Source organism: Streptomyces sp. NPDC093111 (assembly GCF_040683955.1).
In the GTDB taxonomy this organism is placed as follows: domain Bacteria; phylum Actinomycetota; class Actinomycetes; order Streptomycetales; family Streptomycetaceae; genus Streptomyces.
Map to the genome: position 1 here is coordinate 235,206 of NZ_JBFBNW010000011.1, position 21,946 is coordinate 257,151.

A 21,946-nucleotide genomic window follows, 5' to 3' on the forward strand; every position below is an offset into this window, starting at 1 on the left:
CGTGTTGTCGTAGGTTGCCGTCGGGACTATGATCACCCATCATAGTTGAAAACGAAACTATATGGTGGAGAGAAGGCCGGGGAAATGGATCATACGAAGGTCGAGGTCCTCACCGCCCGCGACGTCCCGCTGGGCGGACCGCGGGCGATGACCGTACGGCGCACCCTGCCGCAGCGGGCCCGGACCCTCATCGGCGCCTGGTGCTTCGCCGACCACTACGGACCCGACCGGGTCGCCGAGTCCGGCGGCATGGACGTGGCCCCGCACCCGCACACCGGCCTGCAGACCGTCAGCTGGCTCTTCACCGGGGAGATCGAGCACCGCGACAGCCTCGGCACCCACGCCTTCGTACGGCCCGGCGAGATCAACCTCATGACCGGTGGTCACGGCATCGCCCACACCGAGGTCTCCACCCCCTCCACCACCGTCCTGCACGGCGTCCAGCTGTGGGTGGCCCTGCCCGACGCGCACCGCCACGCGCCGCGCGACTTCCAGCACCACGCGCCGAAGCCGTTCCGCGTCGACGGCGCCGAGCTCCGGGTCTTCCTCGGCACGCTGGCCGGCGACACCTCCCCGGTCGGCACCTTCACACCGCTCCTCGGAGCCGAGCTGCTGCTCGACGCCGGAGCCACCGTCACCCTGGACGTCGACCCGGACTTCGAGCACGGCCTGCTCGTCGACGAGGGCGACGTCCACTTCGACGGCACGCCGCTCCGCCCCGCCGAACTCGGCTACGCCGCCCCCGGACGCACCTCGGTCACCCTCACCAACACCTCCGGCCGCACGGCCCGGACGGTCCTGCTCGGCGGCCCGCCGTTCGAGGAGGAGATCGTGATGTGGTGGAACTTCATCGGCCGCGACCACCAGGACATCGTGACGGCCCGGGAGGAGTGGGAGCGGGCCTCCGACCGCTTCGGCGAGGTCGACAGCTACCCCGGCGACCGCCTCCCGGCCCCCGCCCTGCCGAACGCCGTGATCACCCCCCGCAGGAACCCGCGCACCCCGCGCACCCCCTGAACGAAGAGCCCCGCTCCCGACCCCGCGGACCCGGCCCGCGCACGGCCGCACTCCACCCCTCCACCCACTCCACCTACTCAGCCCACTCCGCACCCCGTACGGAACCCGCCCCACCCGGAAGGACCGAAACCCCCATGAGCGAGCAGACCTCCACCCCCGTCGTCCGTCGCGTCGACGCCCGCCACCGTTACGAGATCCTCGTCGACGAGCAGCGCGCGGGCCTCACCGCGTACCGCGACCGCGACGACCGCCGGGTGTTCTTCCACACCGAGGTCGACGAGGCCTACGCGGGCCAGGGCCTCGCCTCGATCCTCGTCGAGAACGCCCTGAACGACGTCCGCGCCTCCGGCCTGCGGATCGTCCCCGTCTGCCCGTACGTGGCCAAGTTCCTCAAGAAGCACGAGGAGTTCGCCGACATCACCGACCCCGTGACCCCCGAGGTCCTCTCCTGGCTGGACGCCCAGCTCGGGCGCTGACGCCGGACCCTCAGCCGTGCTGCGGCAGCAGCGGCGCCGGATCCCCGTCGCGCCACCCCGGCGGCAGCGCGGCCAGGGCGTCCGCCAGGGCCGCGCCCCGGAGGAACGCGGCGCCGTGACCGGCGACGATCCGGGCCTCGCCGCCCGCCCAGGCGACCGGGACCAGCCGGGTCGACCCCGCCGCCGTCCCCGCCCGGCCCCGCACCGGCAGGCACAAGAGAGGGGCGAGCGCCCGCCCCGACAGCCCGGCGAGCAGGGGGCCGAGCAGGGTGCGGGCGGCGACCAGGGCCGCGTACGGGTTGCCGGGCATCCCCACCACCAGGCGCCCGGTGGGGAGTTCGGCGAGCAGCATGGGGTGGCCCGGGCGGCAGGCGACCGTGTCGACCACCCGGCGGGCCCCGGCGTCGGCGAGCAGGCGCCGGAGCTGGTCGGTGTCGCCGACCGAGGTGGAGCCGGTGACCACGACGACCTCGGCGTCCCGTGCCGCGTGCACGGCCGCGGCGAGGCCCCCCTCGGGCCGGTCGGGTACGTGGCGGACCGTCGGCGCCTCGCCGCCGAGTTCGGCCACCAGGGCGGGCAGCAGCGGACCCAGCGCGTCCCGCACCCGGCCCGGCCCCGGGATCCCCGCGACCTCCAGTTCGTCGCCGCTGACCAGCAGCGCGACCCGGGGCCTCGGGCGGACGGGCAGGGTGTCGTGGCCACAGACCGCCGCGATCCCGATCAGCGCCGGGCCGACCCGCGTTCCGGCCGGGGCGAGGCACTCCCCGGCCGCCGCGTCCTCGCCCGCCCGCCGGATGTGCCGGCCCGCCTCCGGCACGGGTCCGAGCACCCGGCCGTCGCCGTCGAGCACGGCCAGCTCCTTCGGCAGCACGGCGTCCGCCCCGCACGGAACGGGGCCCCCGGTGGAGATCGCCACGGCCTCGCCCGCGCCCAGCTCGCCCGGCCGGTCCGACCCGGCCCGTACGACGCCCCGGATCGCCCACGGACCCGGACCGGACACGGCGAAGCCGTCCATGGCCGCCGTGTCGAAGGCCGGGACGGGCCGGGGCGTCCGCAGATCCTCGGCGAGCGTCGATCCGGCCGCGTCCCGGAGCGGCACGAGGACGCTCCGCACCGGGCGCCGCGCCGCGCCGTGCGCCAGCGCGCGGGCCTCTGCCCAGGACACCGCCCGGGGCTCGTGCGGGGACGGGGGTACGGGTGCGGCGGCGGGCACCGGGGGGAGCGGGTGCGTGAGGGGCGGCATGGCGCCCAGTGTCCGAGCCGGGTGTTTCCGGCGACCGCGGGAGCGATGTCCCGGGCGCGCCGTCCCCCTCACCGCCCGCGCCCCGCACCGGTGAGGCCCGGCGCCCTCCCCTCGCGTCCGGCCCCTGTCCGTTCCTCCAAACCGACTCTCATTCGCGATGGAGACTCGTACGGCTTTCTTGCAGATGCGAGGCTGAGCGCCCTACGGTGTCGACCATGCAGTCCTACACCATCGGGCAGGCGGCACGTCTGCTGGGCGTCAGCCCGGACACCGCGCGGCGCTGGGCCGACGCGGGCCGGGTCGCGACGCACCGCGACGAGAGCGGCCGGCGCGTGATCGACGGGAAGTCGCTGGCCGCGTTCTCCGCCGAACTCGCGCAGGGCGACGGCGAGGACGTGTCGTACACCTCGGCCCGCAACGCGTTCCCCGGCATCGTCACCGCGATCAAACTGGGCGACATCGCGGCCCAGGTGACGATCCAGGCCGGTCCGCACCGGCTGGTCTCCCTCCTCACCCGCGAGGCCGTGGAGGAACTGGGACTGGAGGTCGGCATGCGGGCCACCGCCCGCGTGAAGTCGACCAGCGTTCACGTAGACCGGACCTGACCGATGAAACGAGCAGGCCGCCGTACGTCCGGCGCCCGTCCGCCGCTCCTGCTGGCGCTGCCCGCGCTGGCGGCCGTGGCCTTCCTCGGGCTCCCTCTCCTCGGCATCCTGGTACGGACCGAGTGGAGCGAACTCGCCGCCCACCTCACCGCTCCGGGCACCGTCGAGGCCCTGCGGCTGTCCCTCCTCGTCTCCTTCTGGGCCCTCGGCCTCTCGCTCCTGCTCGGGGTGCCGCTCGCCTGGCTGCTGGCCCGGGTCCCGTTCCGGGGCAAGGCGTTCGTGCGCTCGCTGGTGCTGCTCCCGATGGTGCTGCCGCCGACCGTCGGCGGCGTGGCGCTGCTGCTCGCGTTCGGGCGGCGCGGACTCCTCGGGCCCTGGCTGGAGTCCACGTTCGGGATCACCCTGCCGTTCCACACGTCCGGCGCCGTCCTGGCGGCCACCTTCGTCGCGATGCCGTTCCTGGTGATCAGCCTGGAGGGCGCGCTGGGCGGTCTGCGCCCCCGGTACGAGGAGACGGCGGCCTCGCTCGGTGCCTCGCCGGTCCGGGTCTTCTTCACCGTGACGCTGCCGATGGTGGCGCCCGGGGTCGTCGCGGGCGCGGCGCTGACCTGGGCGCGGGCGCTCGGCGAGTTCGGCGCGACGATCACCTTCGCCGGGAACCTGCCCGGGACCACCCAGACCCTCCCCCTCCAGGTCTACCTCCTGCTCCAGGACGCTCCCGAGGCGGCGACCTCGGTCTCGCTGCTGCTTCTCGCCATCGCGATGGGCGTGCTGATCGCCCTGCGGGGGCGCTGGACGGGCACCCCGGCGGACCGGACCCGCCGCGCGGCGCCCGAACCGGACACCGACGCATCGCCCGCCCCGGCGCCCGCCGGCGGGCCGACGCCGGAGGACCTCCGGCCCGCGCCGCCCGACGAACGCTGGTCCCTGCACGCCGAGGTCACCGGCTACACCCGGCTCACCCTGGACGCCGGACCCGGCACCACGATCGCCGTGGTGGGGCCCAACGGCGCCGGCAAGACCACGCTGCTCCGGGCCCTCCTCGGCCTGACCCCGCGCTCCCACGCGGACCTCGCCCTCGGCGGCACCGACGTCACGGCCCTGCCCCCGCACCGGCGGCGCGTCGCCTGGGTCCCGCAGGACGGCGCCCTGTTCCCGCACCTGACCGCGCTCGCCAACACCGCGTACGGCCTGCGCGCCCAGGGCGTGCCGCGCGCGGAGGCCCGCCGCGAGGCCCAGGGCTGGCTCGACCGCCTCGGCGTCGGGCACCTGGCGCAGCGCCGTCCCGCCCAGCTCTCCGGCGGCCAGGCCCAACGCGTGGCCCTGGCCCGCGCGCTGGCCGCCCGCCCCCGGCTCCTCGTCCTCGACGAGCCGCTCGCCGCCCTCGACCAGACCACCCGGGGACAGGTACGGCACACCCTGCGCAGCCACCTCGCCGGTTTCGGCGGCGTCTGCCTGATCGTCACGCACGACCCGGTCGAGGCCGTCTCCCTCGCCGACCGCGTCCTCGTCCTGGAGGACGGGCGCGCGGTGCAGGACGCGGAGCCGGCCGAGGTGGCCCGCCACCCCCGCTCCCCGTGGGTCGCGCGCATGCTCGGCCGCAACGCCTGGCCGGGCACCGCCACCCCGGACGGCGTCGCGCTCGACGGCGGCGGCACCCTCGTCGCGGCCGAACCCCCGCCTCCCGGCACGCCCGCGCTCGCCATCGTGGCCCCCGAGGCGGTGTCCCTGCACCGGGAGAAGCCGGCCGGCAGCCCCCGTAACGTCTGGCCCGGGACGGTCCGCGAGATCACGGCGAGCGGAAGCAGGCTCCGCGTCCTGGTCACCTCGGACCAGGCACCCGACCTCGTCGCCGAGATCACCCCGGCCGCCGCCGCCGAACTCGGCCTCGCCGACGGGGTACCCGTCTGGATCGGCGTCAAGGCCACGGAGACGACCGTCGTCACGCTCTGACCGCCGCCGTCCGCGTCCCAGCGCCGGGTCCGGCGCGCCCCGGGTCAGAGGATCGGCGGGCGGCCCAGCCGGGTCATGCGCCAGACCGTGCTCCAGCGCATCGCCCGGCGCGGTCCGCAGGAGCGCCGGACGCCCTCGAAGAAGCCGCCCCACCAGGCCTTGAGGCCCGCGGCCTCGCGGGTGCGGAGCAGGGTGATGAGGATCCAGACGCCGAGGTAGACCGGGATCAGCGGGACCGGGAGCCGGCGACGGGCCAGCCACACCCGGTTCCGGGCGGTGTTGCGATAGTAGACCGCGTGCCGGGCCGGGGAGGTCTTGGGGTGCTGGAGGACCAGCTCCGGTTCGTAGACGATCTTCCAGCCGGCGTCCAGGGCACGCCAGGCCAGGTCGGACTCCTCGTGCCCGAAGAAGAACTCCCCCGCCCACAGGCCGGTCTGACGCAGCATCGGCATCGAGAAGGCGTGACCGCCACCGAGGAAGGCGGTCACCGGACCGCCGCGCATCGGGTCGTCCGCCCGCAGCCGGGGCACCCAGCGCCGCTCGGTGTGGCCGTGCTCGTCGGCCACCCGGAAGCCGACGATGCCCAGCTTCGAGTCCTCCGCGAAGAGCCGCTGGACCCTGCGGAACACGTCGTCGGCGATGAGCAGGCCGTCGTCGTCGAGCTCGACGACGACGTCCACCTCGCCCGCGTCGCGCAGCAGCTCCAGACCGACGTTGCGACCGCCGGGGCAGCCCAGGTTCTCGGTCAGCGGGATCTTGGTCGCGTCCGTCACGACGTCGGTCAGCGGCGTCGCGTTGCCCACCAGGACCACCCGCGTCGCCGGGACGTCCTGCCGCTCCACCGAAGCGAGCAGCGCCTCCAGCTCCCGTGGGCGGTTGCCCATGGTGACGATGACGACTCCGATGCGCGGCAAAGGCATGACGGTGAACTCCAGTTGTCGGCGACGTGCCGATGCTAACGCCGCCCGCCTCCCGCTCCTCAATCGGCACTCAGGAGCGTTCCCTCGTACGCCAGCCACTGCGCGAACGCGTGCAGTCCCTTCCCCGCACCCGTCGCGGGTGCCCACGCGGGCGGGCGGGGCCCGTCCGCGAAGTCCGGGCCCGGCGCCCGCGGTACCGACGGCCGGCGGACCGGCCCCGACGCCACCTCCCGTACCGGTACGGGCCGGACGGCGGCGTGCACCGCCCGCGCCAGCTCGCCCCTCGTGCGGGCCTTCTCTCCCGCGACGGTCAGGGTGCGCGGTCCCGGCCGCTCGCGGAGCACCGCCACCACGGCGTCGGCGAGGTCGTCGACGTACACCGGGTACACCTCGGCGTCCCGGCCGCCCTCCACGACGACCGGCCGGCTGCGCAGGGCGTCCCACACCATGCGCCCGATGAGGGTGTGCCGGGAGCAGCCGGGTCCGTACACCTCGCCGACCCTGAGGGTGTACGGCTGGACCTCGCCGCCCGGCCGGATCGTCAGCTGCCGTTCCGGGGCGCCCACCCGCAGGCCGGTCAGGTCGACGACGGCGTCGGGCGCCGTGTCACCGGTCAGGTCGGCCAGCCGCCGGGCGAGGTGCTCGCCGAGCGGTGTCGCCCCGCCGCGCACGACCAGGCCGCCGCGCCGCGCCGCGCCGCCCGCTGCGGACGGCCCGCCGTTCCGGCGGGCCCGCGAGGCCGCCGGGCGCCCGACGGCCTCGCGGCCGGCGGCCAGCGCCCGGTGCGCCACGGCCGCGAGGCTCGCGCGGCGCGCCGCGAGGTGCTCCTCGGTGCTGGTGTCGCTGATGCCGCCGGTGCCGATCGTGGCCATCGCCTCCGCGTACACCTCGGGGCGCGGTTCCGGTCCGGGGGCCGGGCCGTCCGGGTCGCGCCGCGCGGCCTCGTGCCCCATGGCGAGGGCGGTGAGCCAGGTGCCCCGGACGTCCGGGGCGTCGCGCTCGGGGCCGGGCGGCACCAGCAGCGAGCCGGGCACGCCCCGCCCGCGCAGGTACTGTTCGGCGTCCATGTGCAGCCAGCGTTCGGGGCCGGGCCCGGCGACCCGGACCGCGCAGCGGGCGACCCCGTGCTTGAAGAACGGCAGCACCTCAAGGCCGGTCAGCCGGGCCCCCTCGTCGCCGGGCCGGTCGCCGGGCAGGAAGCAGACCGAGCGGCGCGGCCCCCGGAAGGCGTTGCCCGACAGGGAGCCGCGGTCCTCGTGCTCGGCGAGGCTGGGGACGGAGACGTAGCGGGGGACGCGGTGCTCCTTCAGATAGCGGTGCATCAGGATGTCGTCGGGCCAGCCGCCGAGCCGCTCGCGGCCGTAGGTCACGAATCCCTCGGCGACGGCCCGGGGCAGGACGATCGCGACGCACGGGAAGTACTCGTTGACCGCGCCGACCCAGCGGGCCCCGGCCAGGGCGCCGAAGCGGACGGCGGCCCCGTTGCGGGAGTCCCACAGGGCGAAGAGGGCGAGCGCCGCGTCGGGCATCGCGTCGACCGCGAGCCGGACCCGGTCGAAGAACGATTCGGACAACACCATGTCGTCCTGGACCACCAGTTGATGTGTGGCGCCTTCCTCGATCGCCTCCCACGCGGCGAGCGCCGTGCGCAGCACCGAGGGAGTGCCCGTGGGGTCCGGGTCCATGACCACGCGCAGGGCGCCCGAAGGCGCGGCCAGAGCCATCCTCTCAGCGGAGAGGCGCCGCTTGGGGTGGGTCATGACGACCCCGCTGAGCCGATGACGTGTCACGCGGTCTCTCCTCTTCCGGTGGGAGTCGGGGGCGACTCGGCGGTGCCCCGGCCGCGTCGCGGCGCGGTGGGGACCGCCGGATCCGGACAGTACGGAGGGCTCGAAAGCCTCGCAAGAGTGCCGAATCCGCCCTCTGGCGGAGTGACAGGAGGGCCACGGATGCTGACCTGACGCGCCTGGGTCCGGCCGCCGCGAGGGCCGCGGGCGTGTCCGCTCGCCATCCGAGTTCGTCGTCGGCCCCGGAAGGGACGTTCATGTCCGCTGGATCGCACGCGTTACCGAACGGAACGAACGGTACGGGCACCGCAGCCGGGGACTCCGTCCTGTCCCGGCTGGAGAAGCTCCGCGACGCCCGGGTCGTCGTGACCGGCGGCGGTGGGCTGGTCGGCAGCCGGCTCGTCGCCCTGCTCCGCCGGGTCGGTGCCGACGTGGCCGTCCTGGACCGGATGGACGCGTATCCGGAGTCGGCCCACACCACGTTCGGGGTGGCACGGACGGGCGCGAGGCTCGTCGTCGGCGACGTGTGCGACCGGGCGGCGGTCGCCGGTCTGCTCCGGGACGCCGACTTCGTGGTCCACGCCGCCGCCTACGCGGACGTGGCCGCCTGCACGCGCCGCCCCGACATCGCGTTCCGCGCCAACGTGCAGGGCACCCAGGTCGTCCTGGAGGAGGCCGCCAGGGCCCGGGTCCGGCGCCTGGTGCTGGTCTCCTCGGCGTCCGTGTACGGCGACGGCCCGGCGGACTCGCCCGGCCCGCACGTGTTCCACGAGGACCAGGCGCTGTTCCCGCTGTCGGTGTACGCCAACGGCAAGCTGTGGGCGGAGCACCAGACGCGGCTGATGCTGGGGGCGGAGTCCGGCTGCGAGTACGCCGTCGTCCGCTACTTCTCCGTGTACGGGGAGCCGCAGATCCCGAAGCCGGGCAGCCACTCCTGGATGGTGCCCTGGCTCTCCCTCCAGGCCCGGCTCGGCCGCCCCATGCGCCTGAACGGCGGCGGCGTCCAGGTCCGCGACCTGGTCCACGTCGAGGACATCGCCGAGGCGACCGCGCTCGCGCTGGTGGAGGAGGGGATGGCGGAGCAGACCGTGAACGTGGGGACGGGCGTGCCGACCTCGGTGAGGGAGGTGGCGGATCTGGTCGCCGGATACTTCCCCGGGGCGCGCCGGATCGTCACCCCGCGCCCCGAGGGCGACCCGCTCGGCGGGTACGCCGACACCGAGCGGTGCGCGGAACTGCTGCGCTGGCGGGCCCGGGTGGACGTGGCGGAGGGTGTGGACCGGTACGTGCGGTGGCTGCTCGCCACGCCGGAGGCCATGCCGCGCTGGCTGGTGGAGGACCGCGCGTGACAGTCTGCGGCCCCGTGGACGCCCGCCCCGCGGCGGGCACCGGAGGAGGCGGTACGGGCATGGGCTACGTCGGGTCGTACATCTGGTCGATGCGTCAGAAGGTGGGCCGGCGGAAGCTGCTCGTCCCCGGCGCGCAGGTCCTGCTGCTCGACGCGGAGGGCCGCGGGCTGTTCCAGCAGCGGGCCGACACCGGCGTGTGGGAGCTGCCCGCGGGCGCCTGCGAGGAGGACGGGGACTTCGCCGACGCGGCCGTGCGGGAGGTGTCCGAGGAGACCGGGCTGCGGGTGGACCGGGCGGACCTGGTGGCCTTCGGGTCGCTGTCCGACCCGGCCGTGCACACGCTGACCTATCCGAACGGCGACGTCACCCACTGTTTCGCGCTGTGCTTCGTGACCCGGCGCTGGTCCGGGGAGCTGGCGCCCGGGGCGGACGAGGTGCGCCGGGCGGAGTTCCGGCCGCTCGGGGATCCGCCGGGCCCGCTGCACCCGCCGACGCGGGTCGTGCTGTCGATGTACCGGGCGTTCGATCAGGAAGGGAGGTTCCAGGCGAGGTGAGCGAGCATCCGATCCGCGCGGTGGTGCCGTGCCGGGCGTGTCTGTCGGGAGAGGACCTGGACTGGCTGGGCGGAGGGCGTTCGGTCAGTCTCGCCCTCGCCCTGCCGACCACGGTCGAGGTCGTGCCGCGGGGCGCCGCGGGCCAGGCCGGCGGGGCGGCGGACGGGGACGGTGGCTGGCGGGACGAGGTGTGGGCCTTCCTGCGGGGCCGGATCCCCGGCCTCGCGCCGGTGCCGCCGCCGGTCCTGGTCCACAGCGAGGCGCCCCCGGCGAGCGGCCTGTCCTCCTCGACGGCGCTGATCGTGGCGCTGTTCCGGGCCTTCGCCGGGGCCGGGACGGCGGACTTGGCGTCGCGGCGCCCGGCGCCCTCCGACCGTACGATCGCCCAGTGGGCGTACGAGTTCGAGTTCGCCCGGTTCCACGGCGGGGGCATGGACCATCTCGCGGTCGTCGAGGGCGGCGCGCTGCTGCTCGACGGACGCGAGCGGGGGCTCCCGGTGGTACGGGAACGGCTCGGCCTGCCCGAGGAGTGGCGGGTGGTCGTGGTCGACTCCGGGACGCGCAAGGACACCCGGCACCACATCCGGGACGTGCGGGCGCAGCTCGCCGCCGGCGACCCGGAGCTCGCCGCGTACCGGCGGGCGGCCGACGGGGCGTCGGAGCGCGTGTGGGAGGCGCTGCGCGGGCGGGACCTGGCGGCGCTCGGGGCGGCGATGACCGATGCCCACGTGGCCATGCGGGACCACCAGGGCATGTCGACGCCCCTGCTGGAGGACCTGCGGCGGACCGCGCGGCGCTCCGCCGGCCTGCCGCTGAAGCTCAGCGGGGCCGGTGGAGGCGGCGCGCTGGTCGGGGTCTGCCGGGCGGAGGCGCTCGCGGAGACGGTGGACCGGCTGCGCCGTGCGCTGCACGGCGCCCACCCGGCGGCCCGGGTGCTGCCGACGACGGCCGCGCCGGGTGTCCGGGGCACGCCGCCGCGGGCGCCGGTGCCCGCGGCGGACGGGGGCTGAGCCCCCTGCCGTACTAGCCGTACTAGAGGAAGGGGTCGTAGTCGTCGACCGGCGGGACGTCGCCGGTTCCGCGGGCGATGCGTTCGAGCTCCAGGTTGGAGCCGTGGCGGGCGCAGTGGAACCGGCAGTCCCGGCTGGGGTCGACGATCCCCCGGTCGGAGCGCTGCCACAGGGTGGGGAGGTCGTCGGTGACGGCGTCGCCGATCCGGGCGAGCGGGTTGCCCCGGTGGTAGGAGCACACGTACACCCCGGAGGGGGTGATGAGGGTGCGGAGTTCGGCGATCCGGCAGCGGTCGTACTCCTTGCGCTGGTCGGATCCGGCCTGGCTGCGCAGGGAGGTCAGGGTGGAGGAGTCGACCAGCTGGAAGCGGTCGCTCTCCAGCCGGGCGGCCTCGGCGAGCTGCCGGTCGACGGAGGCCAGCAGCTCCTGCGGGACCTGGACGATGTGGTGGTCGTCGTCGAACATGGCCTTGGTCTCGAAGTAGTCGCAGCCGATGTCGTGGGCGAGTTCGGCGGCGGTGAGCACCTCGTGGTGGTTGGTGACGATCCGGCCGTCGGACTCCTGCCGGGACATCACGAGGAAGGAGTAGCCGAGCGCGCCCCGCTTCTCGGCGGCGAGCAGCCGCATGTTCTCGACGACCTTGTCGAAGACGCTGCGGCCCTTGCGGTCGGGACGGAAGCGCCCGTACGTGTCGGCGGTGCCGGCGTCGACGGAGACGCGGACCCAGGAGGCGTACTGGGCGAGTTCGGGGAGGTTCTGCCGGATCATCGTGCCGTTGGTGACGACCCCGACGGCGATACCGGCCTCTCCTAAGACGCGTAAAACCCGGCGCGTCCCGCGGTGGGCGAGGGGTTCGCCGCCGCCTATGAGGACGACCGCGCGGACGCCCATGGAGACGATCTCCTCGGCGAGGGCGGCGAGCCGGTCCGGGGTGAACCGGCCCTGGTTGAGCAGCTTGCCGCTGATGCACTCGGGGCAGGCGAGGTCGCAGAAGGTGGTCGGGTCGAGGTCGACGACCAGCGGGCCGCTGGTCGGGGCGCCGGACGCGGCCTGCAGGACGCGGGGCCAGCCGGCGGGCTGGTAGAGCTTGGAGACGAGGTCGAGGCGGTCGTGCGTCACGGGATCCTCCTGTGGACGAGGGACGGTGCCGCGGGGCAGTCGGGCCTCCTGCGGTCGGGCCTCAGCCCTTGACCGCGCCGACGGCGAGGCCGGAGGCGATCCTGCGCTGGACGGCGAGGAAGAAGATCACGACGGGCAGGGCGGTCAGGGTGGCGCCCGCCATCAGTCCGCCGTAGTCGGTGCCGAAGCCGGTCTGGAAGGACACCAGCCAGATGCTGACGGTCTGCTTCTCCGGCGTGGACAGCAGGACGTAGACGAGGACGTACTCGTTCCACGCCTGTACGAGGGCGAAGACGGAGGTGGCGACGAGGCCGGGGGCGAGCAGCGGCAGCGTCACCCGGCAGAACGCGCCGAGCCGCCCGCAGCCGTCGACCATGGCGGCCTCTTCGAGGTCCACGGGGACGGCGACGACGAAGCCGTGCAGCATCCACACCGTGAAGGGCAGCGTGAACACGAGGTAGACGAGGATCACCCCGGTGAGGCTGTCGGTCATCCCGGCCTCGTTGAGGAGCAGGTACACCGGGATGATCAGGGCCGCGAGCGGGATCATCTGGACGGCGAGCAGCACCAGGACGAAGGCCCTGCGGCCGGCGAAGCGGAAGCGGGCGAGGGCGTAGGCGGCGAGGGTGCCGACGACGAGGGAGACGACGACGGTGCCGAGGCCGATGACGACGCTGGAGCGGACGTTGGCCCAGAAGGTGTCGGTGGACAGGGCCCGGGCGAAGTTGTCGAGGGTGGGCCGGCCGGGCCAGAACCTCGGGGGCAGGCCGAGGATGTCGGTGGCGGGCCGGAACGCGGTGAGCACCATCCAGTAGACGGGGAATCCGGTCACGGCGGCGACGAGCAGGCCGAGCAGGTCGTGGCGGAGTGCCGGCCGTCGCCTCACTCGATCTCTCCCGTCCGCAGCATCTGGCGCAGGTAGACGACGGACCCGGCGAGCAGCAGCACGACGGTGACGAGCGCGATGGCGGCGCCGGTGCTGTACCGGTTCACGGCGAAGGACTCGATGAACGAGTAGACGCCGAGGAGGTAGTACTCGCGCTCGGGCTGCCCGCCGCGCATCAGCCAGATCTGGTTGAAGACGCCGAAGTCCCAGATGGCCGTCAGCGTGGTGACCATGAGGAACACCGGCTTGATCACCGGGAGGGTGATCAGGCGCAGGATCTGGAGCGGCCGGGCCCCGTCGAGGACGGCGGACTCCTCCAGCTCGGGCGGGACCTGGGCGAGGGCGGCCCGCAGGGTGATCGCGGCGAACGGGAGCGAGCCCCAGACCACGACGGCGACGATGACGGCGAAGCCCTGCCAGGGGTCGGTGAACCAGTTGTGCCGGGCCAGGTCGACGCCGGGCAGGGTGGAGAGCGTCCAGTTCACCACGCCGTAGTCGGCGTCGAAGAGCCAGCGGAAGATCGAGCCGGCCACCATGACGGGCATCGCCCACACGGTGACGAGCACCCCGGCCATGACGGCGCGCACCCACGGGGAGACGCGGTGCATGAGGAGGGCGGTGACCAGTCCGCAGAGCATGGTGAGGACGACGCAGACGCCCGTGAAGAGGACCGTGCGGGCCACCACCGTCCAGAAGAACCCGTCGCCGAGGATGCGGCGGAACTGGTCGAGCCCGGCCCACGGCGGGGAGGTGCCGCTGAACAGCTGCTCGCGCGTCATGTCCTGGAAGGCCAGGGCGACCATGTCGACGAGCGGGTAGCCGAGTACGAGGACGAGCGCGAGGACGGTGGGGCCGATCAGCAGGTACGGCAGGAGCGACGGTGAGCGCCGCCGCACCCGGTCAGCGCTCATTGATCACTTCGTCGATCCGCCGGTCCGCCTCGCGTGCGGCGTCCGCCACCGACGCCTTGCCGGTGGCGATGCGTTCGAGCATCTCGGGCAGCACGTTGGACTTCTCCACCGAGGTCCAGCCCGGGGCGAGGGGGGTGACCCAGCCGCGGGCGGCGGCCTGCGCGGCGGGCCCGTTGATGCCGCCGGCGGCCACGTCGGCGAGCTGGCCCGTGTTGTTGGGCAGGGTGTTCGCGGCGATCAGCGCCTTCTGCGAGGTCCGGTCGGTGAACAGCCGGATCCACTCGGTGGCCAGCTCCTTGCGCCCCGACTTGGCGGGTACGGCGAGGGTGGAGCCGCCGAGGAACGGCGGCAGGACCTGGCCGGACGGGCCGGGGAAGGCGAAGGTGCCGAACTTCCCCTTCAGCTTCGGGTCCCCGCCGGAGCGGCTGTCGGTGGCGGCCTCCGCCTCCCAGGTGTTGCCGTAGAAGACGCCGACGCGGCCCTGTCCGACGACGGCCGGCTGGTCGCCGTTGTCCTTGGCGCGGTCGCCGACGTAGTACGTGTCGAGGAGGCGTTTCCAGGCGGTGAGCCCGGCGACGGAGCGGGGCGAGGACAGGGCGCCCTTCCAGCGGTCGCCGTCCTTGACGGCCATCTCGCCGCCGGCGTCCTTCACGAAGGCCATCGCGGCGTACCAGTAGCGGCCCGGCATGTAGAAGGCGGAGAAGTTCGGGTCCTTCGCGCCGAGGGTGCTCTTGAGCCGGTCGAGCGCGGTGATCAGCTCGGGGTAGCTGCGGGGCGCCTCCTTGAGACCGGCGCGGGCGAAGTAGTCGGTGCGGTAGACGCCGATCCTGGCGCCCGCGTAGTACGGCACGCAGTACGTCCGGCCGTCCTGGCGACAGGCGTCCGCGAGCGCCGGCAGCCACCGGTCCGACTGGTCGAACCGGGCCGGGTCGAGCGGGGCGAAGGCGCCGTTGACGATGTAGTTGGTGGTCTCGCTGTTGCCCATCTCGACCACGTCCGGCACGTTCCGCCCGGCGAGGACCGCGTCCAGCTTCTGGTTCTTCGTCGTCCACTGCTGGTACTGGACGTCGACCTCGACGCCGGGGTGGGCCTTGGCGAACCGGGCGTTGACGGAGTCGACCAGCTCCGGCCAGCTCTCCTTGGCGTCGACCGCCAGCCACACCGTCAGTCTGCCGCCCTTCCCCGGCCCGTCACCTCCCGACCCCGCGCCCCCGGACCCGCACCCGGCGGCGGCCAAGGACAGGAGCAGCGCCAGGACGACGGGCCTGCGGGACATGCGAAGGGCCATGGATTTCCTCCGTGTGGGCTTCGGCAACGGTCTCCTGCCTACCCCGGTAGCCCACGGGACTCGCGACGACACGGACATTCGGCCGGAAGACGCCGCTGACTGTCCCACGAAGGGACGCCCACCTTGACGCCCCCCACGTCCCACCCCCAGGTTGGGCCTCTGCGTCACCCACACGACCCCGATCGAAGGGCTTGTACGTGACCGAGCAGACGACGACCGCGTCCGATGCCACCCCCGACACCTCCGCGCGACCGGTACGGGTCAACTCCTGGAACGGCTGGGACCCGCTGCGCCACGTGATCGTCGGCCGGGCCGAGGGCACCGTGGTCCAGGCACCCGAGCACGCGGTGCGCCGGGACTATCCCGACGACGGCTTCCCGCTGGGCACCTTCGGCCCCATGCCGGCGGACATGGTCGCCGAGGCGGACGAGCAGCTCGACGCCTTCGCCGCGATGCTGCGCCGCCGCGGCATCCGCGTGGACCGCCCCACACCGGTGGCCTTCGACCGGCCGGTGAGCACCCCCGACTGGACGCACGACTCGATGTTCGGCTGCATGCCGCCGCGCGACCTGCTGCTGACCGTCGGCCACGAGGTCCTCGAAGCGACCATGTCGTACCGCAGCCGCTGGCACGAGTACCTGTGCTACCGGCCCTTGTTGCAGGACCTGTTCGACTCCGACGAGCGGATGCGCTGGGAGGCCGCGCCGAAGCCGCGCCTCACGGACGCCTCGTACAACGTCGGCTTCTGGGACACGTACAACGAGCTGTCGACCGAGGAGCAGCTGGCCCGGGTCCGGGACTACGACCTGGTGCTGACCGAGGCGGAGCCGCTGTTCGACGCGGCGGACGTGGCACGGTTCGGCAAGGACCTGTTCGTCCAGCTGTCGTTCGTCACCAACAAGAGCGGCTACCAGTGGCTCAAGCGGCACTTCCCCGACCACCGGGTGCACGCGGTGACCTCGACCAACACGCATCCGCTGCACATCGACGCGACCTGGGTGCCGCTCCGTCCCGGCCTGGTGCTGCACTGCGGCGAGCGGCTCGCCGACGCCGAGCTGATGGAGTTCTTCCGGCGGAACGACTGGGAGATCGTCGAGGCGGTGCAGCCCGCCAGCTGGGACCATCCGCCGAAGCTGTCGTTCTGCAGCCCCTGGCTCGCCGGGAACATGCTGAACCTCGACGAGAACACGCTGTGCGTCGAGGAGAACGAGGTCCGGCTCTCCGAGCAACTGGCCTCGTACGGCTTCGAGATCGTCCCGGTGCCGTTCCGGGCGGTGGGGCCGTTCGGCGGCGGGCTGCACTGCGCCACCGTCGACATCGAGCGGGACGGCGCCCTTCAGGACTACTTCCCGCGCCGGTACGGACGGTACTGAGGGCCGGCGCGATGGACGCCGCCTCCTTGCTGCCGCCGGAGGTGCGTGCCGTGGTGTTCGACTTCTACGGGACGCTGGTGCGGATGGTGGAGCCGCTGCCGCCCGACCACGAGCCGATCTTCGTGCGCCGGGGTCTCGCCGCCGCGGGCGCCCGCTGGGGCGACCGGTGGTCGGTGGGCCCCGGTGAGGGCGAGGAGCACGCGGCGCACTCGGTCAGCGAGGCGGCGTACACGCGGTGGGAGCGGGACCGGCTGCGCCGCAGGGCACGGGCCTGCGGGGTGCCGGAGCACGCGCTGGAGGGCCTGGTCGGCGAGCTCGACCGGGCGATGAAGGTGGTCCGGCTGGAGCTCTTCGAGGACGTCCGCACCGTCCTCGGGGAGCTCCGCTCGCGGGGTCTGCTCGTCGGGGTGTGCTCCAACTGGTACTGGAACCTGGACGAGTGCGTCACCGGGGTCGGCCTCGGCGGGTCCGTGGACGTGGTGGTCGGCTCGGCGCGGGCCGGGGCGCGCAAACCGCATCCGCTGATCTACGAGGTGCTGCTCGACCGGTGCGGACTGCGCCCCGCACAGGTGCTGTTCGTCGGCGACATGTGGGCGCCGGACGTGCGGGGGCCGCTGGCCGCCGGGATGCGGGCGGCGCATCTGTGCCGCCCGGACCCGGCGGTCCGGGGGCCCGAGCCGCCCCTGCCCGCCGGGGCGGCCCGGATCCGCGGGCTCGCGGAGCTGCTCAGGGGGCCGGGGCGCGGTGGCGCAGCCGGTCCAGGAGGTTGCGGGTGACCCGGACGACGGCGGCGTCCTCCTCGCGTCCGCAGACCACCGGCCAGTCGGTGGTGCCGGCGGTGAACACCGTGCCGCCCGCGGTATACAGGCCCATGGTGGCGGCCCGGGGGCCGGTGATCTCCGGCTCCCGGACCGGGCCGTTCCAGTGGCCCCACTCGAACGCGTGGAAGTCGTCGTGGAACGGCTCCAGGAGATACAGGCCGAGAATGAGGAAGGAGCCGGGCGTGCCGTCCGCGCCGGTCGGCCGGGCGATTCCCCGCTCGTCGTACGCGAAGGCGGCGCCGTCGCATTCGTAGCCGATGAGCGGAGTTCCCGCGCCGAGCCGGTCCGGTTCCTCTCCGCCGGATCCGTCGCGCAGTCCGGTACCGGCGTAGATCCAATGGTCGGCGTGCTGCACGGTGTATCCGGTACGCGGCCGGTCCCCGGGCCATTCGGTGCTCGGCCACATTCCGCCGTTGCGGAAACTCACCCCGGTGAGGGAGTTCTCCGGCCGGCCCACCCCGTGGGGCGGCGGCGCCCACCATTGGTCGGTCGCCGGAAGGTGCGGGTATTCCTCTCCCACGTGGTGGTCGGTATCGGACACGAATGCGGTGTTCCCGTCGACGGGGTGCACGCGCCACCAGCAGGTGTTGGCGCTGAGAAACGCGATGTTCCCGCCGTCCCGGACGAATCGCTCGGCGTGGGCGCGCATCGCCTCGCTCCAGTATTCGTCGTGCCCGACGCTGAGCAGCAGATCGTAGGAGGCGAGGAGCTCGGGGTCCTCGTGGAGATCGAGATCGGTGCAGAACTCGACGGGATAGGCGTGCCGTTCCAGCCAGGCGATGAAGGGCGCGTCCCAGTAGGCGAGGTCGATCACGCCGTCGGGCCGGTGCAGGCTGACCTTGTGCCCGCGGGGGGTGCCGTCGCCGCCGGGCAGGTGCACCGGGTGGTCGTACAGGCTGACGGCGCGTTCCTCGTCGGGCCGGTCGGAGCGGTTGTACGCGTGCCGGGTGAAGGTCGACTTCTTGTAGAGGATCCGCGACCGGGTGCCGGCCCGCCGGGGCCGCACGACGAAGAACGCGCGGGCGGCGCCCTCGATGCCGGAGGCGTCGAGGAGCGGTGGGCCGGTGGCCTCGCCCCAGTCCTCGACGAACTCGACGAACTCGACGAGGTACATTCCGGGAACCCATTCCTCGGGCACGGGCAGGGTGAACGCCGGCCAGTTCCAGTCGTCCGCGGGTGACACGCGTCCGGGTACGCCGTCGGGGTGCGGGGGCGCGTCGTGGCGCGAGCCGGGAATCCATTCGGTGTCGGTCACATGGGCGAGTTCCTTTCCCAGTCGGTAGAACCGCATGCGGTAGCGCGGCGCGTCGGTGGAGACATGGACGGACAACTCTCCCCCGACGGTCACGCTTTCCCGTCCCAGGTATCCTTCTGTCATTCCGTCAGGCTAGGCAGCCCGGGAAATCAACGGCAATGGCGCCTCGAACCGGCCATTGTGGGCCGCCTTTAGGACAGCGGGCCGGGCGGCCGAATCTCCGTCCGGCGAGCCGGGTAGTGCGGAACCGCCCGTCACACCCTGCCACCGAAAAGGGGCTCGCATGAGCGGTGAATTCCGCGTACGGGAACTGATCCTGGGAATCGAGGGACTGGCACTTCTGCGCCATTCCCTGGACGGGGACGAGGAGTTCCTGAAGGCACGGGTCGAGGACATCCGGCGGTTCGTCTCGGGCGACGAGCGGCTGCCGGACGGCGGCGCCGCCGTCAGCGAGCTCGACGCGGCGGCCGGGTACGCCTCCTGGTCGGCGGTGTACGACTCGCTGCCCAGCTCGTACATCGAGGTCGAGGAGCCGGTGGTGCACGCGCTCCTCGACGCGCTCCCGCCGGGCGACGCCCTCGACGCCGCCTGCGGCACCGGCCGCCAGACCGGGGCCCTCGTGGCGCGCGGGCACCGCACCATCGGGGTGGACCAGTCGGCCGAGATGCTGGCCAAGGCCCAGGAGCGCGCCCCCGGGGCGGAGTTCAGGACCGGGCACCTGGAGCGGCTGCCGCTCGACGACGACTCGGTCGACGTGGCCGTCTGCTCGCTCGCCATGACCCATCTGGCGGACCTGAAGCCGGGCGTGGCCGAGCTGGCCCGGGTGGTCCGTCCGGGCGGGCGGATCATCGTGTCGGACATGCACCCCTTCGTCATCGCCCTCCAGGGCCAGTGTCTCTTCGTGCACGGCTCGGACCGGCTGGCCTTCGTCCGCAACCACGTGCACCTTCCGGGGCGGTATCTGGAGGCGTTCACGGCGGCGGGGCTGCGGGTGCGGGGCTGTGTCGAGCCGGTCTTCAACGGGCGGCTGGCGCCGGGCGGTTACGAGGAGTTCGTCGCCGACGCGGCCCGGGCGGCCTGGGCGGACCTGCCGATCGTCGTCGTGTGGGACGTCGAGGTCCCCGCGTAGCCGCGCATCCCCCGAGGACGAGGACCAGGACGAGAGAGGAGGGCCCGGATGGCCCTGGTGGTGGTGACCCACGCGGAGCGTCCCGAGCTGTGGGACCGCATGCCCGAACGGTTCGCCGGCGTGGTGCCCGAGTACAACCTGCACGGCGACGTCAACGACACGTACTGGCAGCGCCTGTTCGACGAGTTCCCCGAGTACCAGTTCGTGCTGTACGACGAGGAGCGCGAGGAGGTCGCGGGGGCGGGACGTTCGCTGCCGCGCGGCTGGGACGGCACCGAGGACGACCTCGGTCCGGGCCTGGACGACTCCATCGCCCGCGCGTTCACGGACCGCGCGGCCGGACGGGCCCCGGGCGCGCTGTGCGCCCTGGGCATCGAGGTGGCGGAGGACTACCAGCGCCGGGGTCTGTCGACCGTGCTGCTCGGCGCGATGCGCACGGTCGCGCGGCGGGCAGGGCTGCCGACGGTGCTGGTGCCGGTGCGGCCCACCTGGAAGGACCGCTACCCGCTGGTGCCGATCGGCCGGTACGCGGCCTGGACCCGGGAGGACGGGACCCCGCTGGACCCGTGGATCCGCACCCAGGTCGGGGCCGGCGGCACGGTCGCGGGGAGTTCGGAGCGCTCGTCCCGGATCACCGGGACGGTCGCCGAGTGGGAGGGCTGGACGGGTCTGGCGTTCCCCGAGGACGGCGAGTACGTCTTCCCCGGCGGCCTCTCCCCGCTGCGGGTGGAGCGGGCGCGCGACCTCGGCTCGTACTGGGAGCCCGGGGTCTGGATCACCCATCCCGTCACGCCGGACGGAGCCGCTCCCCCGCGCTGACGCCCGTCCAGGCGAACCCGGACATCAGCCGCACCTCGTCCGGGCCGGCCTCGGGGCGCCGCTCCGGCGGCAGCCCCGCGGGTCCGGCCGTCGCCACGGCGGCCTCCCGCATCCGGGCCAGGGCGTCCGCGGGCACCCCGCCGGTCCCGCCGAGCCGGCGGGCGGCTTCGGCCGCCTGCCGGCCGAGCAGCAGGCAGTGGATCCACAGCTCCTCGGCGAAGGCCCGCCCGAAGCGGTCCGCGATCCCGGCCGCGAGCTCCTTCGGCATCGCGTCGGCCACGGCCCCGCGCACGGTCTCCTCGGTGAGGCCGGTGTGGGGCAGCGCCTCGCGCCAGCGGTGGTGGCCCCGGCCGCCGTCCGCCCCCCGTTCCTGCCCGACGAGCCGGACGTACCCCTCCCCGTACCGCATGTACGGGATCCAGCCGGGCTCCTCCAGGACGCGGCCGCGTTCCAGGAGCGGGGCCGCGTCGGCCGCGTCCGTGGGGCAGACGGCGAGCCGGATGCCCTGGGCCGCGTGGCCGTTGATGCTGCTGGTGCCGATGTGCTCCACCACGTTGGGCACGGCGATCAGGGCCATCCGGCCCCGGGCGCGGAAGAAGACGGAGAACAGTTCGTCGTCGTGCCGCTCGGCGCTGCCCTCGGCGAACCGCCGGAACTCCTCGGCCGTGCCGACGGGCAGGCAGACGGCGAGCGAGGGCGTGAACTCGTCGGGCACCGCCCGCACCCAGGTGGCGCCCGCCAGCGCGGCGAGCCGGGCCGCGCCGCCGTTGCGCGCGTGCCAGTTGGTGTAGAAGACCAGCGCCTCGTCGGGGAACCGCCCGGCCGCCCGCCCGACGAGCGCCGGCAGCTCCGGCGGCGCGGACACGTCGTCCTGCACGACGAGATGGTGGCTCGCCCCGGCGTCCGCCGCCGCCCAGGCGACCAGCGCCGTGCGCAGCGCCGACGGCGGACCGTCGGGCTCCGGGTCGAGCGCGAGCCCGTCGAGCCGGAGCCGCTCGGCCAGCTCGCGGGCCTGCTCCAGACGTACCGGATGGGTCATGACCGCCGAACTCACGCGCACCGTCCGCACCGCCGCTCGTCCTCCGCCCGGCTCGGGAATCCCGCGGTCATCGTGGCAGAAGGCCCCGGCGCCGGGGGTGCCCGCGCCGCACCTTGGCCGGTTCCGGTGGGCCGCGGTCAGTACCGGTGGCGGCTCCCCCACCGGTCGCGCGCCGACGGCGGGCCGTCGGGGCGGTAGCGGACGGCCTGCCGGTCCCGGGGCCCGCCGCCGTCCGCCGCCCCGCCGGTCACCTCGGCGGCGGACCTGCGCAGCACACGCCGCACGCCCCACCACAGCGAGCCCGTCACGACGCCCGCACCGATCAGCACCCACACGACGCTGCTCATCACGCCTCCCACGACGGCCCCGGCCTTCCCCGCAGTGAACGGGA

Annotated in this window: 21 protein-coding genes; 11 read left to right on the plus strand and 10 right to left on the minus strand. The window is 74.1% G+C overall.

Going from position 1 to position 21,946, the window contains the following annotated elements:
* Positions 1-84: 84 nt before the first annotated feature.
* Both AB0Q96_RS21010 and AB0Q96_RS21015 read left to right on the plus strand, forming a co-directional pair.
* Positions 85-1,017, plus strand: coding sequence for a pirin family protein (locus tag AB0Q96_RS21010; protein ID WP_365327532.1), 933 nt, complete (start codon positions 85-87; stop codon positions 1,015-1,017).
* Between the two features lie 134 nt (positions 1,018-1,151).
* Entirely contained in the window at positions 1,152-1,493 is a 342-nt protein-coding gene (locus tag AB0Q96_RS21015) for a GNAT family N-acetyltransferase (RefSeq protein ID WP_365327534.1), read from the plus strand.
* A gap of 10 nt (positions 1,494-1,503) precedes the next feature.
* Here the strand turns inward: AB0Q96_RS21015 and AB0Q96_RS21020 are convergent, their stop codons facing one another.
* On the minus strand, positions 1,504-2,736 hold the full coding sequence (locus tag AB0Q96_RS21020) for a molybdopterin molybdotransferase MoeA (protein WP_365327536.1): 1,233 nt from the start codon (positions 2,734-2,736) through the stop codon (positions 1,504-1,506).
* A gap of 215 nt (positions 2,737-2,951) precedes the next feature.
* On the opposite strand from AB0Q96_RS21020, the gene AB0Q96_RS21025 reads away from it, so the two are divergent.
* Positions 2,952-3,341, plus strand: coding sequence for a helix-turn-helix transcriptional regulator (locus tag AB0Q96_RS21025; RefSeq protein WP_365327538.1), 390 nt, complete (start codon positions 2,952-2,954; stop codon positions 3,339-3,341).
* Positions 3,342-3,344: 3 nt separating this feature from the next.
* On the plus strand, positions 3,345-5,294 hold the full coding sequence (locus tag AB0Q96_RS21030; RefSeq protein ID WP_365327540.1) for an ABC transporter permease: 1,950 nt from the start codon (positions 3,345-3,347) through the stop codon (positions 5,292-5,294).
* Between the two features lie 44 nt (positions 5,295-5,338).
* Here the strand turns inward: AB0Q96_RS21030 and AB0Q96_RS21035 are convergent, their stop codons facing one another.
* Positions 5,339-6,214, minus strand: coding sequence for a glycosyltransferase (locus AB0Q96_RS21035; RefSeq protein WP_365327542.1), 876 nt, complete (start codon positions 6,212-6,214; stop codon positions 5,339-5,341).
* Between the two features lie 59 nt (positions 6,215-6,273).
* On the minus strand, positions 6,274-8,004 hold the full coding sequence (locus AB0Q96_RS21040) for a hypothetical protein (RefSeq protein WP_365327543.1): 1,731 nt from the start codon (positions 8,002-8,004) through the stop codon (positions 6,274-6,276).
* Positions 8,005-8,258: 254 nt separating this feature from the next.
* On the opposite strand from AB0Q96_RS21040, the gene AB0Q96_RS21045 reads away from it, so the two are divergent.
* Genes AB0Q96_RS21045 through AB0Q96_RS21055 form a run of 3 tightly spaced genes read left to right on the plus strand, consistent with a single transcriptional unit; the run spans position 8,259 to position 10,914 of the window.
* Entirely contained in the window at positions 8,259-9,350 is a 1,092-nt protein-coding gene (locus AB0Q96_RS21045; RefSeq protein WP_365327545.1) for an NAD-dependent epimerase/dehydratase family protein, read from the plus strand.
* Positions 9,351-9,409: 59 nt separating this feature from the next.
* A complete protein-coding gene (locus tag AB0Q96_RS21050) occupies positions 9,410-9,904 on the plus strand; it encodes an NUDIX domain-containing protein (RefSeq protein WP_365327547.1) in 495 nt (164 codons plus the stop codon).
* Complete coding sequence (locus tag AB0Q96_RS21055; protein WP_365327549.1) at positions 9,901-10,914, plus strand: galactokinase; 1,014 nt, start codon at positions 9,901-9,903, stop codon at positions 10,912-10,914. Before AB0Q96_RS21050 ends, AB0Q96_RS21055 begins: the two co-directional genes overlap by 4 nt.
* A gap of 22 nt (positions 10,915-10,936) precedes the next feature.
* On the opposite strand, the gene AB0Q96_RS21060 is transcribed toward AB0Q96_RS21055, so the two are convergent.
* From AB0Q96_RS21060 to AB0Q96_RS21075, 4 genes are all read right to left on the minus strand, one after another.
* A complete protein-coding gene (locus AB0Q96_RS21060) occupies positions 10,937-12,034 on the minus strand; it encodes a radical SAM protein (RefSeq protein ID WP_365327550.1) in 1,098 nt (365 codons plus the stop codon).
* A gap of 61 nt (positions 12,035-12,095) precedes the next feature.
* Positions 12,096-12,920, minus strand: coding sequence for a carbohydrate ABC transporter permease (locus AB0Q96_RS21065; protein ID WP_365327552.1), 825 nt, complete (start codon positions 12,918-12,920; stop codon positions 12,096-12,098).
* Positions 12,917-13,831, minus strand: a complete 915-nt coding sequence (locus tag AB0Q96_RS21070; RefSeq protein ID WP_365327554.1) for a sugar ABC transporter permease — start codon at positions 13,829-13,831, stop codon at positions 12,917-12,919. Before AB0Q96_RS21070 ends, AB0Q96_RS21065 begins: the two co-directional genes overlap by 4 nt.
* Positions 13,821-15,119, minus strand: coding sequence for an extracellular solute-binding protein (locus AB0Q96_RS21075; protein ID WP_365327556.1), 1,299 nt, complete (start codon positions 15,117-15,119; stop codon positions 13,821-13,823). The genes AB0Q96_RS21070 and AB0Q96_RS21075 overlap by 11 nt, the downstream gene beginning before the upstream one ends.
* A 197-nt stretch (positions 15,120-15,316) precedes the next feature.
* Between AB0Q96_RS21075 and AB0Q96_RS21080 the strand changes: the two genes are divergently transcribed.
* Complete coding sequence (locus tag AB0Q96_RS21080; RefSeq protein WP_365327558.1) at positions 15,317-16,492, plus strand: serine/threonine protein kinase; 1,176 nt, start codon at positions 15,317-15,319, stop codon at positions 16,490-16,492.
* 11 nt (positions 16,493-16,503) lie between these two features.
* Complete coding sequence (locus AB0Q96_RS21085; protein ID WP_365327560.1) at positions 16,504-17,268, plus strand: HAD family hydrolase; 765 nt, start codon at positions 16,504-16,506, stop codon at positions 17,266-17,268.
* On the opposite strand, the gene AB0Q96_RS21090 is transcribed toward AB0Q96_RS21085, so the two are convergent.
* Complete coding sequence (locus tag AB0Q96_RS21090; RefSeq protein ID WP_365327562.1) at positions 17,219-18,691, minus strand: N,N-dimethylformamidase beta subunit family domain-containing protein; 1,473 nt, start codon at positions 18,689-18,691, stop codon at positions 17,219-17,221. The two genes, AB0Q96_RS21085 and AB0Q96_RS21090, sit on opposite strands and share 50 nt — an antisense overlap.
* Before the next feature lie 160 nt (positions 18,692-18,851).
* Between AB0Q96_RS21090 and AB0Q96_RS21095 the strand changes: the two genes are divergently transcribed.
* Positions 18,852-19,697: a class I SAM-dependent methyltransferase gene (locus tag AB0Q96_RS21095; RefSeq protein ID WP_365327564.1), complete on the plus strand. Its 846-nt coding sequence runs from the start codon at positions 18,852-18,854 to the stop codon at positions 19,695-19,697.
* Between the two features lie 48 nt (positions 19,698-19,745).
* The gene (locus AB0Q96_RS21100; RefSeq protein WP_365327565.1) at positions 19,746-20,516 is read left to right on the plus strand and encodes a GNAT family N-acetyltransferase; all 771 of its coding nucleotides are present in this window, start codon (positions 19,746-19,748) and stop codon (positions 20,514-20,516) included.
* On the opposite strand, the gene AB0Q96_RS21105 is transcribed toward AB0Q96_RS21100, so the two are convergent.
* Positions 20,485-21,555: a hypothetical protein gene (locus tag AB0Q96_RS21105; protein ID WP_365327566.1), complete on the minus strand. Its 1,071-nt coding sequence runs from the start codon at positions 21,553-21,555 to the stop codon at positions 20,485-20,487. The genes AB0Q96_RS21100 and AB0Q96_RS21105 overlap by 32 nt on opposite strands.
* Before the next feature lie 137 nt (positions 21,556-21,692).
* Positions 21,693-21,902: a hypothetical protein gene (locus AB0Q96_RS21110; RefSeq protein ID WP_365327568.1), complete on the minus strand. Its 210-nt coding sequence runs from the start codon at positions 21,900-21,902 to the stop codon at positions 21,693-21,695.
* Between the last annotated feature and the right edge of the window lie 44 nt (positions 21,903-21,946).